Origin of the sequence: Pseudomonas sp. BN417, from assembly GCF_029871205.1 — a bacterium.
GTDB lineage: Bacteria > Pseudomonadota > Gammaproteobacteria > Pseudomonadales > Pseudomonadaceae > Metapseudomonas.
Map to the genome: position 1 here is coordinate 2,619 of NZ_SSOJ01000143.1, position 13,124 is coordinate 15,742.

Here is a 13,124-nt window from a genome sequence, read left to right on the forward strand (position 1 = left end):
ATCAGCCGCAACCGACCTGAAAGGGTCGGTTGCATCTGATCGGAGAGATGGTATCTACGGACTAGCGGTCGCAATACACCTGTGGGGGCGAATTCATTCGCCAAGGGCAACTCCGTTGCCCCGCATGCCCCTCTCCCAACACGGAAGAGGGGCCACCCACTCAAATCACCCTGCACCCCAACGGCAACTTCTCCAGCTGCACCAACCGGCCGAAGTCCTCGTAGTTGCTGCGGGACAGGTGAATCACCGCATCCATCAACGCCCCCTCCCGATAGCCATCGAGAAACGGGCCGGGAATGCCATCCCGCAGCGCAGCATTCTCAAGGATCACCTCGGCAATCACCTGGGTCGTATGCAACCTCGCGTCCAGGCGCTGCACCAATTGCTGCAGCCGTCGCTGCTCATGGTTTGCAGTCATACCGGCACCTCCTTGCCGTCCGCCATGAACGCCGGCAGATCCCGCCAGGCAACCCAGAGCTCCCCCTGCCACCTCACAACCCCGATCTGCCGGCCTTCCCAACTCATTAAGGAGCGGCGCGGCGCAGCATCCGGGACCCGGTGATAGTCATGCAGCGTCGGCACCAGCACATCGCTCAGCCAGCGGCTGATATCCCGATGCTCCGGGCGAGTGAAGCGATAGAGCGCCTTGTACGCGCCGGCGTCGCTGATCGCCTGCACCTCTTCATGGAAATCGCCGGTGTATTCCAGCGTGATGGAGCGCTTCTCGTGCGGCTCCAGGGCACGGAGCAGGCGGCGGGGATGGCGGGCGTCGATCAGCTGCGCGAAATCCTGGGCGACGAACCAGGGCTGGTTGTCGATCATCAGGGCGCGCAGGCGATGGGAATGGCGGTAGAAAACGAGAGGGGTGTATGCGTCTTGCATGGTGGAGCTCCAGTGTATGAGTAGAAATCCACCACCATCCGCTGTCAGTCGGAGGGTGGCAGACCGCGCAGGGTTGACAGACCGGACACTGGAGCCGGCAGACCCGAGGGTCTCCCCACGCGATCTGCCATAGAGCAGTGCAGCTAGAAACTGCATGCGAGCAAGGGCCTGCAAAAAACGTCCGCCGTTTTTCGCATGCACCTTGCGGCGCAATCGCGCCAGTGTTTCAGGCTGTCAAACCTGGCCACGGGATTGACCGTGGCCGGGGCAGGATAGGGATGGGGGAGCGGGAGGGCAAGGGGAGGGGAGATGGCGAGGGCCGCTTTCGACTGCGGATTCAACCGGTCGATCGATCTTGTTGTGTGCTTACCACGATCTAGACTACCTACCGTCATGGAGCGCGGCATGTTGAGTGTGAGCTTCGGCCAGATGCTCACGGCAGCCCGCAGGTTCGTCTCCCGAGCGCCACTCACACGCAAGGATGTCGACGATGCCTCACTTGCTGAAATTGCTTTCCGCTGCCGGCCAGGAGCCGCCGGTGCAAGGTTTCTGGTCGCTGACGCTGTACAACGAGAAACACCTGTTCAGTTCCAACACGCGCAATCGCTACTCGCTGGGGACCAGGAACAAGAACCTCAAGCGCAATGCCAATGGCTCGCTGACGCTTTACATGGCACCTGCCTCACCGGGCAAGGACAAGGAGAGCAACGGGCTCCCCTCGCCCAAGGAGCCTATCTCGATCTATATCCGCGCTTAGTGGGGTAAGGAGCCAATTCTCGATGGCAGCTGGAAGCCGCCGGTGATCAAGAAGATCAAGTGAACCGGTATGCCGGTCATTTCCTTCGAGTTGCAGCGGTAGGTGAAGTGCGCCACTGCACCCAATCAGGAGAATTCAGATGGCTTCAATGCAAAGGACGTTCGCCGTATCGGCGCTGGCTGCCGCGTTGGCATTCGTGTCTGTTGGACACGCGGCGGATGAGGCCCCAGCCTCACCGCTGATCAAGCAGATCAACAACGGCAACTGGCTAGACCCGAAAGAAGCCGAGAGCCTGCGCGATGAGCTGTACTACCAGCGCGCCATCCATGCCTATATGACCATGCTGCCGGCGCTGAACGTGATCGGCATGCGCGACGGATCGGAGAGGGCGTTTGGCGCCGGCTACAACGTCCTGCCGATCTGGAAGCAGCGCATGGATTCGCGAACCATGGTGCCCACGCCGAACGCCGACGTGATCTACTCCATGAGCTATCTGGACCTGAAGAAAACCGGCCCGCTGGTGGTGAAGGCACCGCCGAACGTGATCGGCATGTTCACCGACTTCTTCCAGCGCACCATCACCGACGTTGGCGCCATCGGGCCCGACCGTGCGCAGGGCGGGCTCTATCTGCTGCTGCCGCCGGACTACAACGGCCCCGTGCCCCCCAGCTACTTCGCGTTCAAGTCGTCCACCTACAACGTGTTCCTGTTCTTCCGCACGGTCATGGCCAAGGGCGAAGGCAAGCCTGACCCGGCGCCGGCGGTTAAGGCGGCGGAAAGCACTCGCGTGTACCCGCTGTGGGCGACCGAGAAAGATGCCAAGCCGATGGAGTTCCCTGACGCCAGCGGCCAGCCGCTGAACATGATGTACCCAACGGACAACGAGTACTGGACGAAGCTGAAGATGTTCGTCGACTACGAGCCCGTGGAGGCTATCGATCCGGAGCTGCGCGGCGTACTGGCGTCCATCGGCATCATCAAGGGGCAACCGTTCCAGCCCACCGACCGGCAGCAGGAACTGCTGGAAAAGGCCGTGGAAACGGCGCCGAAGATGATCCTGGCGAACCGCCAGCTGGGTCGAGAGGACGGCCGCAATCTCTATTACACGGATCGCCAGTACGAGAACACCTGGGCTGGCGGCACGGCCGAATGGATGCAGGACAGCTATCTCGACGTGAACCAGCGCGCCAACTTCTTCCAGTTCGCCTACTCGTTGGCGCCGGCCATGGTGATGCACACCACCGGAGCGGGATCGAAGTATCCCTTCACCGGACGTGACGCCGAGGGCAATTTCCTCGAGGGCAGCCACACCTACAAGCTGCGCTTGCCACCGAACGCTCCAGCCGCCTTGTTCTGGGCGGTAACCGCCTACAACATCACCGACGGCACCATGCCGGAAACCAAGCAGCTGTTGCCTTCCACCAACGGCTACTACGACATTCCCAAGCAGTCGGACGGCTCCATCGAGATCTGGTTCGGCCCAGAGAAACCCACGGATGTGGCTGACGCCGCCTTCATCCAGACCATTCCGGGCCGAAACTTCCTGGTCGCCTTGCGCCTGTATGGAGCGGAGGATGCTTTCTACGACCAGACCTGGAAGCCGGATGATGTCGTCAAGGTGAAGTGACGCAGGCAATGCGCTGGCGGAACGAGGAGGTCACCAGCGCTACCTGTATACGTCCGCGTTTTGGCCGATAGCAGCCGGTCGCGAATGGCAGTTTCCGGCCGATTCTGTTGAAAAAGTCGGTGTCGTCGCGATTCACTCATTCGAGGCCGGAAAAACATCCGTTTGAGGCGTCGCTATGCGAAATCTGGAGCAATTCAGTGTTGACGCTGGCTCAGATTTCAACGTCAGCCGCTCACTTTCGCGGCCAGACATTGCGGAGGGAGTTTTTCAACAGAATCGGCCAATAACGGACGTTAAGCTCGGGACAGACCACCTCAGCGCGACGAGACTTGGCTCTGATTTAGGGTCAAGCGCCCCAAGGAGATCGATCGTCAATTCAGCGAAACGAAGAACGTACTTCGTTCACTGTCTGCTGTGGGTTCTGCAGGTGCGGGTAGTGCCCGGTCCTGGGAAGCAGTTGGAACGGGGCATTGATCTTCTGAGCGAACTCGATGCCCATCTCCTTCTTGATGTAGAGGTCCCACTCTCCCCAGATCACCTTGACGGGCGTCTTCAGCTTGCGCAGATCGGCCTCGAAAGCATTCTGGTCGCGAGTGAAGTGGGAGTAATAGTGATAGAACGCATCGGCTGACGTCAGCGTCCCGTTTTGCCATCCGCGCGCCATGTCCGCTTGGAACTCGGGAGACAGGGTGTAGCTGGACGACGGCGGCAAGCCTCGCGTGAAGGCGTTTGCGAGGATTTCATCTCGAGACTTGTTGAACGCCTCCCGGACCGTTTGCGCCGACTTGGGATCCTTCAGGCCTTGCAGGCGTTCCTGCATGTATTGCGGGCGGTTGAATGGAGCGAAATCCCCCACGATGATGGATTTCGCTATGGCGGGATCATCGATCGCCGCGAGCAACGCGGGCAAGGCGCCGATGTCGGTGGCGTATATCACCAGGTTTCGCTTATCGATGCTGGCGCGTTCGATATAGCCCTTCAACACCTTTGCGTAATCGGCAGGCGCGTATGCGAATTTGGCAGGGGAAGGTCGTGTCGATTCCCCATATCCCGGCCAGTCGAACGCATGGACTTCATAGTCGGCGCCAAGCGTCAAGGCGATACCGTTCCAGGCATACAGCGTCTCGGGAAAGCCATGTAAGAGTAGTACGGTGCCCTTTGGATTGTCGCCGCGTACAACCATCCTCCTGAGCTGTATATCGGAATTGACTTCCACATAACTGATTTCGCGGGTGGGTTTCGTCTCCGGTGCAGCGGAAGCGCCCCCTGCAACAAGCGCCATGCTCAGGGTGGCAACCGCACTTACTGCGCGAACGAACGAGCGTGAACGGCGAACTTTCTGTTGCTTGGTCATATCTTTCACCTTTGAGGCACTGAACAGATGCACCGTGCTGTGAAGTGTCGGCCAATCTGCTGCATATGTAGCATTGAGGGGAAGAGATGTATCTCCCATCTGGCAACTGACGACGAAGATGGTGTAGGCAAAATAAATTAAACTTTCCATCATTCTGCGTGGAAAGCCTTGGAGGCACTATTGGTGATGTTCAAGCTGGATGATCAACTTGCGTAATCTGGAGGATTTGAAAATTTCAGATCTGCTGTCTCATCACCCCAGGTTATGCCCTCATCCAGAGCAATCACGCCTTGTACCTCAGACAGCGCGGGTGCCAGGGTCTCAGCTATGAGTATAGCTTTTGGAGTCGGTTCTACATGCCTTCCAAGTGGTATGAAAAGTGGATCATCGAAACGACGGCGCAACTTGCGGAGTGAGTTGCTTACGGCCGGCTGGGTTACATTTAACGCGCGAGCAGCCCGTGATACACCTTTTTCGCGATAGACCACTAGAAAGGTAATCAGCGAGTTAAGGTCAAATTTTCGAAAAACTTGTTCATCAAACTGCACTGGCGCTCTCCTCATATGCTTCCTGGGTAAAACTGCAAAACTTGATGCTAACCATTGAGTTTCCTGGCGACTTGACGAGATCGCCGAGATTCACAGTCGAAAAATACTGGACCCTATGTTCTTGCCTGGACCAGCAGTCGCTTAGCACCCATAGCTGTGGCTTATTCACGTTTCGTGTTACGCCATACTCCGGATTAGAACAAGACGGAAAGCATCTATAGCGCTAATCGACCGTACAACCACGGGCCGCGCGCCGAACCGTGGAATAACCAGGGAGGAGCGCAAGTTAAGTTTCTTTCGCCGGGGCATGGCGCAGCCAGAACAGCCTCCTAAAATGATGGGAAACCTTCTCGCGGCCTTGTCTAAACAAATCTTGGCACCCGGTTGAACAGCACTGCATTGTTACTGGGGCGTCTTCACCAGAGTCGGATAACCTCGGGTGTATACCCAGTCAGTGTCTTTGGCGGGCACATGGCAGCCCAAGCAGGTCTCCTGGAATCCTTTGGAAACGTTGGTCTTCGGATCCTTGGCTTCATAGAGCGCCCAGCCCCAGCCTTCTGCCCAATGGGGGTTGCCCTTGAAGCGTTCCTTCCGATCCTTGACCATCACAAACCACACCGACATTTCTCCTGCCCACTGAGCCAATCCTGTGGTTTGAGCACCTTCGTCCACTTTGCGAATCTCCTTCACCAGCACCGCGCCGTCTGGAAATTCGCCAGTCTGGCGGTAAGCCTCAACGGCTTCAGGCTGTGTATAGACATCGTGGAACCCATAGCCAGGAGCCTGTTTGTCACCGACCACCCACGTGCCGAGATGACTCCAGGTCTTGCGATAATCGACAGGCAGGCTGATTTGCCCATTCTTGTCCACATAGTGGCTGTAGGTGTGTTCGGCAAGGCTGGCGCCATAGGCCTGAAAATTCATCGCCATCAGCATTGCGCCGGTAAGAGCTATACGCCTCATGATGCTTCTCCTTACAAATGGATCAATGGCACCCACTCAGGTACCGCTGTGGAGTTTCGAGCCTGGTGAAACCTGGGGGGGCGACCCCTACTGTCTAGTGAAGTACGCCGTTCCCGTTGCGCGAGTTTTGCCGATGCAGCAGATGACCTTCGCCGACGCCAGGTACGCCGGCAGGCAAGGTAGCGTTCCAGTTCAGCCAGCGCTCAGGAGGGGCAGCAATTCCCCCTTGCGATCCAGCGCTGCCAGGTCGTCGAAGCCGCCCACGTGGCGCCCGTCGATGAAAATCTGCGGCACGCTACGGCGGCCGCCGCTGCGCGCGAGCATTTCGGCAAAGCGTGATGGACTCGATTCGACATTGAACTCTTGCGGCTCGATGCCCTTGCTACGCAGCAACGCCTTGGCGCGAACGCAGTAGGGGCAGGTACTGGTGCTGTAAATAATCACGTCGCTCATGGTTGGTTCTCCGAGTCTGCGGGCAGTAGAGCTGCCGGCAGGTTTTGCGTTATCGGGCTGCCGGGGGGAAATCGATGTCGGTGACAGCGATGTTGTTGACGTAGTTGCTCAGGGACATGACGCCAACTTCGGCCGCCACTTCAATCAGCTTCGTGTCGGAAAAGCCGGCGGCGCGCGCAGCGGCGATCTGTTCGTCGTTCAGGTGACCGCGCCCTTGGGCTAGCTGACGGGCCAGGACGGTCAGGGCATTCAGGCTGCCTTCGCGCGCTCGTCGGATCTCCTCGGGCGACAGGCCGGTCTTCTCGCCGAAGAAGGTATGCGCAGCCGGGCAGTACTCGCAGCCGTTGACCTGGGACACGGCCAGCGCGATGCACTCACGCTCTACGGCACTCAGGGAGCCTTTTGCCAGGGGCTGGGATAACTGCAGGTAACCGGCCAGCGCGGCGGGGGCGTTGGCGAGGGTCTTGAAAAATTTGGGCACGAAACCCACGGTTTTCTGCACGCCTGCGAGTAAGGGGAGGGCGGCGGCGGGAGTCTGGAGGGGGGTAAGGGCAGCGATGCGGGACATCAAGTATCTCCGGGCTAACAAGGTGCCGCGACTTGGACACGGGGCCAATTTACCCAGTGAAATCGATCAATCGGGCGCAGAAGCTCTCTGATATGCGACTGATCGTCCAAACCTGATTCGAAGTGAGTGAGGAGCTGCCGTGAACCGACTTTCCGGATCGTCGAGGCCTGTCTGTACGCGCGCCGGATCCTGAATTGGGCCATGCCCAACCGACCAAGTACCGCATCGAGACTGTCATGCCGGGCCGCTGCCTCGTCCCGCCGAACCCGCCAGGGCTGGAGAAGTAAGGTGAGTTGCTGCGTGCGCATATCCATTTCCGCTGCATGGAGTCGCTCCACGTGCCCGTGACCCTGCAGCCTTACTTCAAGGGCGATCCTTTCATTGCCGGCGCCCCTGGGCAAACGAACCACCAACACCATTGAACTGGAGCAGGATGCCGTATCCGCTGGAAACCATGCTGCGCATCCACCTGCTACAAAACTGGTTCGCCCTCTGCGATCCGGCGATGGAAGAGGCGCTGTACGGGATCACCTCATGGCGTCCGTTCGCCGAGCTGTCGCTGACCCAGGGCCGCCTCCCGGAAGACACGGCGATCATGAACTTCCGACATCAGCAGGACGCGGTCGGCAACATCTCGCTTCATCACAGGCGTGGAAGTCAGCGTTGTGGGGTGAAAGTCGCTTTCAATTACAGCATTCGTGGCCAGCCCCAAAAGGTGGACCGGTGAAGCACGGTCTACCCGAACAGCACAACGCCGCTTGTGCTACCGAGGAGCCGGCGCCTGCTGCTGTCGTCGATACCAGCCGGGGCTCAGGCCGTGGTGCAGCTTGAAGGCACGACTGAAGGCAGCCTGGGACAGATAACCGCACTGCTCAGCCACCTGACCTATGGGTTGCGGCCCCTGGGAAAGCAGTCGAGCGGCCAGGGTCATACGGACCTGTGTCACCCATTCCTGCGGCGTCAGCGACGTGCAACGACCGAAGTAGCGGGCAAAGGTGGCACGGGACAAGTGGCATTGTTCGGCCAGGCGCTCAAGAGTCCAATTTTCCCAGGGTTCGGCTAGCACGGCCCCCACCGCTGGGGCCAGGCGGGCATTGGCCAGCAGAGTGAGCAAGCCGGGCGTTGGCTCGGCCTCTGTCACCAGCGCCCGCAGCAGTAGAGTAAAGAGGGTGGTGGACAGCTCCCGGACTATGGCACTGCTGCCGGGCTGGCTGCTGGCACTTTCCCTGCCCAGCATGGCCACCAGGCTGCGCAGCCCCTCGCAATCGGGCCGCTCGGCGGTGCGCACCCGCAGCAGCTCGGGGGAGCCGGTCAGCAATAGCGCTCCGGAGGGGGCCACCCAGAATTCGCCACAGAGCATCTCCAATACAGGCCCCTCCCCAACGGACACCTGCTTCATCACCACGCCGTTGTGATGGCTCACCCGCAGGGCCAGCGGCCCCTCCTCGAAAAGCCCTTTGAGCCGGTGCGGTGCCCCGCCCGGCAGGAGCAGCACGTCACCGGGGGACAAAAGCCATTGCTTGTCGCCCAATACCAGCCGGCCCTGGCCGTTCAGGATCACGTGGTAAGGCAGGCGCCCGGGTTCAGCCTGGAGATGATCCTCGACCCAGTGACCGGAAAAACTGCAATGGAGGTCAACCGTACCCTGGGGCGCCAGCAAGCTGATGAGGTGACTCAGGTTGTCCATTTTCCCCTTTGAGACCCTGGAGCAAAAGAATGAGACAGCGCGACGCAGAGGCCAGGGGCAACGGTCCCTAGCATAGGGCTCGTCGCCATAGTGGCGGTATCCACCAATCCACTGGAGTTCATTATGAGCCGTTTGTACACCCTGTCCCCGAAAGAGGCCACCGGCCAAGCCGCCGAGCTGTTCGCCTCCATCAAGGCCTCCATCGGCATGATCCCCAACACCCACGTCACTGTCGGCAGCAACGCGCCGGCGGTACTGGCCGGGATCCTGGCCCACGACGCCGCCCTCAAGGCCAGTTCCCTGTCCCCCCGCGAGGTGGAAGCCATCAACCTGGTGGTCAGCCAGACGACCGGCTGTGGCTACTGCCTGGCCGCCCACACTGCCCTGGGCAAGATGGCGGGTTTCAGCGTCGAACAGACCAGGAAGCTGCGCACCGGCAGCTACGATGAGGACACCAAGCTGGACGCCCTGGTCCGCTTCGCCCGGAAACTGCTCACCACCAGCGGCGAAGTGCCGGATGCCACCCTGACAGACATCCGCGCCGCCGGTTACAACGACACCCAGATCGTTGAAATCATGAGCGCCATGGGCGGTATCTTCCTCTACAACCTGATCAACAGGGTTGCCGCTCCCGTCCTGGATTTCCCCAAGATCGACTGAGCGTGAAGTTGCCGGACAAAGTATCGAAGGCATTCGGCCAACGCGCGCCCTGATCCCCACGAACTACGTCATGGTGTCCAACCAAATCCGCTGTAGCTGTGCGCCGATAGTCTTCACAGCCCTCTCCGGGCTCGTACAACAAAACGCCGCAGGTGACCCCATGCGGCAGGAGACCTTCAATGAACCAATTGGCCACCCGAATTGCCTGGTTCGCCGTTGCCGTGCTGGGCGCATTCGCGCTCGGAACAGTGGCGCTGCGCCGTGGCGAAGCCATCAATGCCCTCTGGATCGTGACTGCCTCAACCGCGATCTACCTGATTGCCTACCGCTACTACAGCTTGTTCATCGCCAACAAGGTGATGCAACTGGACCCCACCCGTGCAACGCCTGCCGTGCTCAACAACGACGGCCTGGACTACGTCCCGACCAACAAGCATGTGCTCTTCGGTCACCACTTCGCCGCCATCGCCGGCGCCGGCCCGCTGGTGGGCCCGGTGCTCGCCGTGCAGATGGGCTACCTGCCCGGCACCCTCTGGCTGATCGCCGGTGTGGTCCTGGCTGGCGCGGTGCAGGACTTCATGGTGCTGTTCCTCTCCACTCGCCGCAATGGCCGCTCGCTGGGTGACATGGTCCGCTCGGAGATGGGGCAGGTTCCGGGCACCATCGCCCTGTTCGGCTGCTTCATGATCATGATCATCATCCTCGCGGTGCTGGCGCTGATCGTGGTCAAGGCACTGGCCGAAAGCCCCTGGGGCATGTTCACCGTGATGGCGACCCTCCCTATCGCCATGTTCATGGGCGTGTACATGCGCTACATCCGCCCGGGCCGCATCGGCGAGATTTCCATCATCGGCGTGGTGCTGCTGCTGGCTTCCATCTGGCTCGGCGGCATAGTAGCCGCTGACCCGGTCTGGGGCCCGGCCTTCACCTTCACCGGCGTGCAGATCACCTGGATGCTGATCGGCTACGGCTTCGTCGCCGCCGTGCTGCCGGTGTGGCTGATCCTCGCCCCGCGCGACTACCTGTCGACCTTCCTCAAGATCGGCACCATCGTCGCGCTGGCCCTCGGCATCCTGATCACCATGCCCGAGCTGAAGATGCCGGCCCTGACCCAGTTCGTCGACGGCACCGGGCCGGCGTGGAAGGGCGCTCTGTTCCCCTTCCTGTTCATCACCATCGCCTGCGGCGCGGTGTCCGGCTTCCACGCGCTGATCGCCTCCGGCACCACGCCCAAGCTGCTGGCCAACGAGAGCCATGCCCGTTACATCGGCTACGGCGCCATGCTGATGGAGTCCCTGGTCGCCATCATGGCCATCGTCGCCGCCTCGGTGATCGAGCCGGGCGTGTACTTCGCCATGAACAGCCCGGCCGCGCTGGTGGGCAGCGACGTCAACGCCGTTGCCGCTACCGTCAGCAACTGGGGCTTCGCCATCACCCCCGAGGCGCTCGAGGCCACGGCGAAGGACATCGGCGAACATACCATCCTGGCCCGTGCCGGCGGTGCGCCCACCCTGGCCGTGGGTATCGCGCAGATCCTCCACCAGTTGCTGCCGGGCGAGAACACCATGGCCTTCTGGTACCACTTCGCGATCCTCTTCGAGGCGCTGTTCATCCTCACCGCGGTGGACGCCGGTACCCGTGCCGGCCGCTTCATGCTGCAGGACCTGCTGGGGAACTTCGTCCCGGCCCTGAAGAAGACCGAGTCCTGGACCGCCAGCGTGATCGCCACCGCAGGCTGTGTGGGCATGTGGGGCTGGCTGCTGTACCAGGGGGTGAGCGACCCGCTGGGTGGCATCAACACCCTGTGGCCGCTGTTCGGCATCTCCAACCAGATGCTCGCCGCCATCGCCCTGATGCTGGCCAGCGTGGTGCTGGTCAAGATGAAGCGCCAGCGCTATGTCTGGGTGACGCTGTTCCCGGCCATCTGGCTGGTGATCTGCACCACCACCGCGGGTCTGATCAAGCTGCTGGACCCGAACCCGGAGGTGGGCTTCCTCGCCCTGGCCAGGAAGTACAGCGACGCCCTGGCTGCCGGCCAGGTGCTGGCCCCGGCCAAGGACATCGGGCAGATGCAGCATGTGATCTTCAACGCCTACACCAATACGGCCCTGACCGTGCTGTTCCTCTTCGTGGTGCTGAGCGTCGTGTTCTACGCCATCAAGGAGGGACGTCGTGCCTGGATAAAGTCCGAGCGCAGCGACAAGGAAGCACCGTTCCAGCCGATTCCGGAAGCCTAAGGAGCCAACCTATGTTCAACGACCTCAGCCGCATGGGTAAGTACCTCGGGCACGCCGCGCGCATGCTGGTGGGCATGCCCGACTACGACAATTACGTCGAACACATGCGCAACAAGCATCCGCACAAACCGGTGATGAGTTACGAGGAGTTCTTCCGCGAGCGGCAGGACGCCCGCTACGGCCGTAACGCAAAGACCGTACGCTGCTGTTGAACCTCCCGATGCAGTGACCTGAGCGCCACGCTTGTCGTGGCGCACTGGTTACCGCGCCCGTCATCGCGAATGAATTCGCTCCCACAGGGCGGCTGCCGATCGGCCGCTCCTGATTCCGAGGACTATTCGATGTCTACCCATCTGCCCATTCCCGTCACTGTGCTCAGCGGCTTTCTCGGTGCCGGCAAGACCACCCTGCTGAAGCACATCCTCAAGGCCGAGCACGGCCTGAAGATCGCCGTGATCGAGAACGAGTTCAGCGAGACCCCTATCGACGGCCAGTTGCTCGGCACTGATCCGGTGCAAGTGATGACCCTGGCCAACGGCTGTGTCTGCTGTTCCATTCACGTCGAGCTGGAGAAGGCGCTGTTTCTCCTGCTGGAGCGCCTGGACGCCGGTGAACTGGCCTTCGACCGCCTGGTGATCGAGTGCACGGGCCTGGCCGATCCGGCGCCGGTGGCGCAGACCTTCTTCGCCGAAGATGAGATCCGCGAGCGCTATGTGCTGGACGGCGTCATCACCCTGGTGGACGCGGTGAACGCCGAGCGCCATCTGCAGGAAACCATGGCCCAGGCCCAGGTGGGCTTCGCCGACCGCATCCTGGTGAGTAAGCGCGACCTGGTGGACGAGGCGCAGTTCGAAGCGCTCTGCCAGCGCCTCTCACGTATCAACCGGCGTGCGCCGATCCGCGTGGTGGACCATGGCCGCATCGACCTGGCCGAGCTGCTGGACGTGCGCGGCTTCAACCTCAATGCCGATGTCGGCCCGGCGCTGACCCTGCGTCCGCTCACGCCGGCCGGTACTCCCGACCGCATCAGCACCCTGGTGCTGAAGAGCGAGCGTCCGCTGGACATGGACAGGCTCAGCTGCTTCATGGAAGGGCTGCTGGAGGAGCATGGCAATTCCATGTTGCGCTACAAGGGCGTGCTGAGCATCTCCGGCGAAGAGCGCCGGATGGTGTTCCAGGGTGTGCTGCGGCTTTACGGTTTTGACTGGGATACCGAGTGGAAGGACGGCGAGGCGCGGGAGAGTGTGATGGTCTTCATCGGCGACCAACTGCCCGAGGAGAAGATCCGCGCGGGCTTCGAAGCGGCACAGAAGTAGTTTCTCCCCTCCCAGCAGCGAGAGGGGCTGGGGTGAGGGATTCATCAGGCAAGTTGTAACCTCAAGGGCAGT

The 13,124-nt window shown here is 61.0% G+C and carries 14 protein-coding genes and 1 pseudogene; 7 read left to right on the plus strand and 8 right to left on the minus strand.

All coding sequences use genetic code 11. From position 1 onward, the window contains the following. Nucleotides 1–160: 160 nt before the first annotated feature. A complete protein-coding gene (locus tag E8F11_RS21515; RefSeq protein WP_280290907.1) occupies nucleotides 161–418 on the minus strand; it encodes a hypothetical protein in 258 nt (85 codons plus the stop codon). Then, a complete protein-coding gene (locus tag E8F11_RS21520; RefSeq protein WP_280290908.1) occupies nucleotides 415–882 on the minus strand; it encodes a BRO family protein in 468 nt (155 codons plus the stop codon). Before E8F11_RS21520 ends, E8F11_RS21515 begins: the two co-directional genes overlap by 4 nt. Before the next feature lie 490 nt (nucleotides 883–1,372). Here E8F11_RS21520 and E8F11_RS21525 point away from each other — a divergent pair, with 490 nt between their 5' ends. Together E8F11_RS21525 and E8F11_RS21530 are read left to right on the plus strand one after the other, a co-directional pair. Beyond that, the gene (locus E8F11_RS21525; RefSeq protein ID WP_348529788.1) at nucleotides 1,373–1,639 is read left to right on the plus strand and encodes a DUF1214 domain-containing protein; all 267 of its coding nucleotides are present in this window, start codon (nucleotides 1,373–1,375) and stop codon (nucleotides 1,637–1,639) included. A gap of 139 nt (nucleotides 1,640–1,778) precedes the next feature. Then, nucleotides 1,779–3,266: a DUF1254 domain-containing protein gene (locus tag E8F11_RS21530; protein ID WP_280290909.1), complete on the plus strand. Its 1,488-nt coding sequence runs from the start codon at nucleotides 1,779–1,781 to the stop codon at nucleotides 3,264–3,266. A 376-nt stretch (nucleotides 3,267–3,642) separates the two neighbouring features. Here the strand turns inward: E8F11_RS21530 and E8F11_RS21535 are convergent, their stop codons facing one another. From E8F11_RS21535 to E8F11_RS21555, 5 genes are all read right to left on the minus strand, one after another. Further along, on the minus strand, nucleotides 3,643–4,620 hold the full coding sequence (locus E8F11_RS21535) for an alpha/beta hydrolase (protein WP_280290910.1): 978 nt from the start codon (nucleotides 4,618–4,620) through the stop codon (nucleotides 3,643–3,645). A 203-nt stretch (nucleotides 4,621–4,823) separates the two neighbouring features. Continuing rightward, the gene (locus E8F11_RS21540) at nucleotides 4,824–5,168 is read right to left on the minus strand and encodes a LysR family transcriptional regulator (RefSeq protein ID WP_280290911.1); all 345 of its coding nucleotides are present in this window, start codon (nucleotides 5,166–5,168) and stop codon (nucleotides 4,824–4,826) included. A gap of 402 nt (nucleotides 5,169–5,570) precedes the next feature. Then, on the minus strand, nucleotides 5,571–6,131 hold the full coding sequence (locus E8F11_RS21545; protein ID WP_280290912.1) for a cytochrome P460 family protein: 561 nt from the start codon (nucleotides 6,129–6,131) through the stop codon (nucleotides 5,571–5,573). 192 nt (nucleotides 6,132–6,323) lie between these two features. Then, complete coding sequence (gene grxC, locus E8F11_RS21550; protein WP_280290913.1) at nucleotides 6,324–6,584, minus strand: glutaredoxin 3; 261 nt, start codon at nucleotides 6,582–6,584, stop codon at nucleotides 6,324–6,326. A 49-nt stretch (nucleotides 6,585–6,633) separates the two neighbouring features. Further along, nucleotides 6,634–7,152: a carboxymuconolactone decarboxylase family protein gene (locus E8F11_RS21555; protein WP_280290914.1), complete on the minus strand. Its 519-nt coding sequence runs from the start codon at nucleotides 7,150–7,152 to the stop codon at nucleotides 6,634–6,636. 430 nt (nucleotides 7,153–7,582) lie between these two features. Here E8F11_RS21555 and E8F11_RS21560 point away from each other — a divergent pair. After that, a pseudogene (locus E8F11_RS21560) lies at nucleotides 7,583–7,762 on the plus strand (transposase); the annotation flags it as partial. Nucleotides 7,763–7,915: 153 nt separating this feature from the next. On the opposite strand, the gene E8F11_RS21565 reads toward E8F11_RS21560, so the two are convergent. Beyond that, nucleotides 7,916–8,839: an AraC family transcriptional regulator gene (locus E8F11_RS21565; protein ID WP_280290915.1), complete on the minus strand. Its 924-nt coding sequence runs from the start codon at nucleotides 8,837–8,839 to the stop codon at nucleotides 7,916–7,918. A 123-nt stretch (nucleotides 8,840–8,962) separates the two neighbouring features. Here E8F11_RS21565 and E8F11_RS21570 point away from each other — a divergent pair, with 123 nt between their 5' ends. The 4 genes from E8F11_RS21570 to yjiA all read left to right on the plus strand — a co-directional run bounded on the left by E8F11_RS21570 (nucleotide 8,963) and on the right by yjiA (nucleotide 13,052). Further along, complete coding sequence (locus tag E8F11_RS21570; protein ID WP_280290916.1) at nucleotides 8,963–9,499, plus strand: carboxymuconolactone decarboxylase family protein; 537 nt, start codon at nucleotides 8,963–8,965, stop codon at nucleotides 9,497–9,499. Nucleotides 9,500–9,678: 179 nt separating this feature from the next. Next, nucleotides 9,679–11,736, plus strand: coding sequence for a carbon starvation CstA family protein (locus E8F11_RS21575; protein WP_280290917.1), 2,058 nt, complete (start codon nucleotides 9,679–9,681; stop codon nucleotides 11,734–11,736). Between the two features lie 11 nt (nucleotides 11,737–11,747). Further along, nucleotides 11,748–11,948, plus strand: coding sequence for a YbdD/YjiX family protein (locus E8F11_RS21580; RefSeq protein ID WP_280290918.1), 201 nt, complete (start codon nucleotides 11,748–11,750; stop codon nucleotides 11,946–11,948). Between the two features lie 129 nt (nucleotides 11,949–12,077). Continuing rightward, nucleotides 12,078–13,052 carry a GTPase gene (yjiA, locus tag E8F11_RS21585; protein WP_280290919.1) on the plus strand — a complete coding sequence of 325 codons (975 nt, stop codon included), beginning with the start codon at nucleotides 12,078–12,080 and terminating at the stop codon, nucleotides 13,050–13,052. Nucleotides 13,053–13,124 lie beyond the last annotated feature (72 nt).

Coding starts and splice junctions, on each gene's coding strand:
- E8F11_RS21515 (WP_280290907.1), bottom strand. CDS start 418: ATGACTGCAAACCATGAGCAGCGACGGCTGCAGCAATTGGTGCAGCGC.
- E8F11_RS21520 (WP_280290908.1), bottom strand. CDS start 882: ATGCAAGACGCATACACCCCTCTCGTTTTCTACCGCCATTCCCATCGC.
- E8F11_RS21525 (WP_348529788.1), top strand. CDS start 1,373: ATGCCTCACTTGCTGAAATTGCTTTCCGCTGCCGGCCAGGAGCCGCCG.
- E8F11_RS21530 (WP_280290909.1), top strand. CDS start 1,779: ATGGCTTCAATGCAAAGGACGTTCGCCGTATCGGCGCTGGCTGCCGCG.
- E8F11_RS21535 (WP_280290910.1), bottom strand. CDS start 4,620: ATGACCAAGCAACAGAAAGTTCGCCGTTCACGCTCGTTCGTTCGCGCA.
- E8F11_RS21545 (WP_280290912.1), bottom strand. CDS start 6,131: ATGAGGCGTATAGCTCTTACCGGCGCAATGCTGATGGCGATGAATTTT.
- grxC (WP_280290913.1), bottom strand. CDS start 6,584: ATGAGCGACGTGATTATTTACAGCACCAGTACCTGCCCCTACTGCGTT.
- E8F11_RS21555 (WP_280290914.1), bottom strand. CDS start 7,152: ATGTCCCGCATCGCTGCCCTTACCCCCCTCCAGACTCCCGCCGCCGCC.
- E8F11_RS21565 (WP_280290915.1), bottom strand. CDS start 8,839: ATGGACAACCTGAGTCACCTCATCAGCTTGCTGGCGCCCCAGGGTACG.
- E8F11_RS21570 (WP_280290916.1), top strand. CDS start 8,963: ATGAGCCGTTTGTACACCCTGTCCCCGAAAGAGGCCACCGGCCAAGCC.
- E8F11_RS21575 (WP_280290917.1), top strand. CDS start 9,679: ATGAACCAATTGGCCACCCGAATTGCCTGGTTCGCCGTTGCCGTGCTG.
- E8F11_RS21580 (WP_280290918.1), top strand. CDS start 11,748: ATGTTCAACGACCTCAGCCGCATGGGTAAGTACCTCGGGCACGCCGCG.
- yjiA (WP_280290919.1), top strand. CDS start 12,078: ATGTCTACCCATCTGCCCATTCCCGTCACTGTGCTCAGCGGCTTTCTC.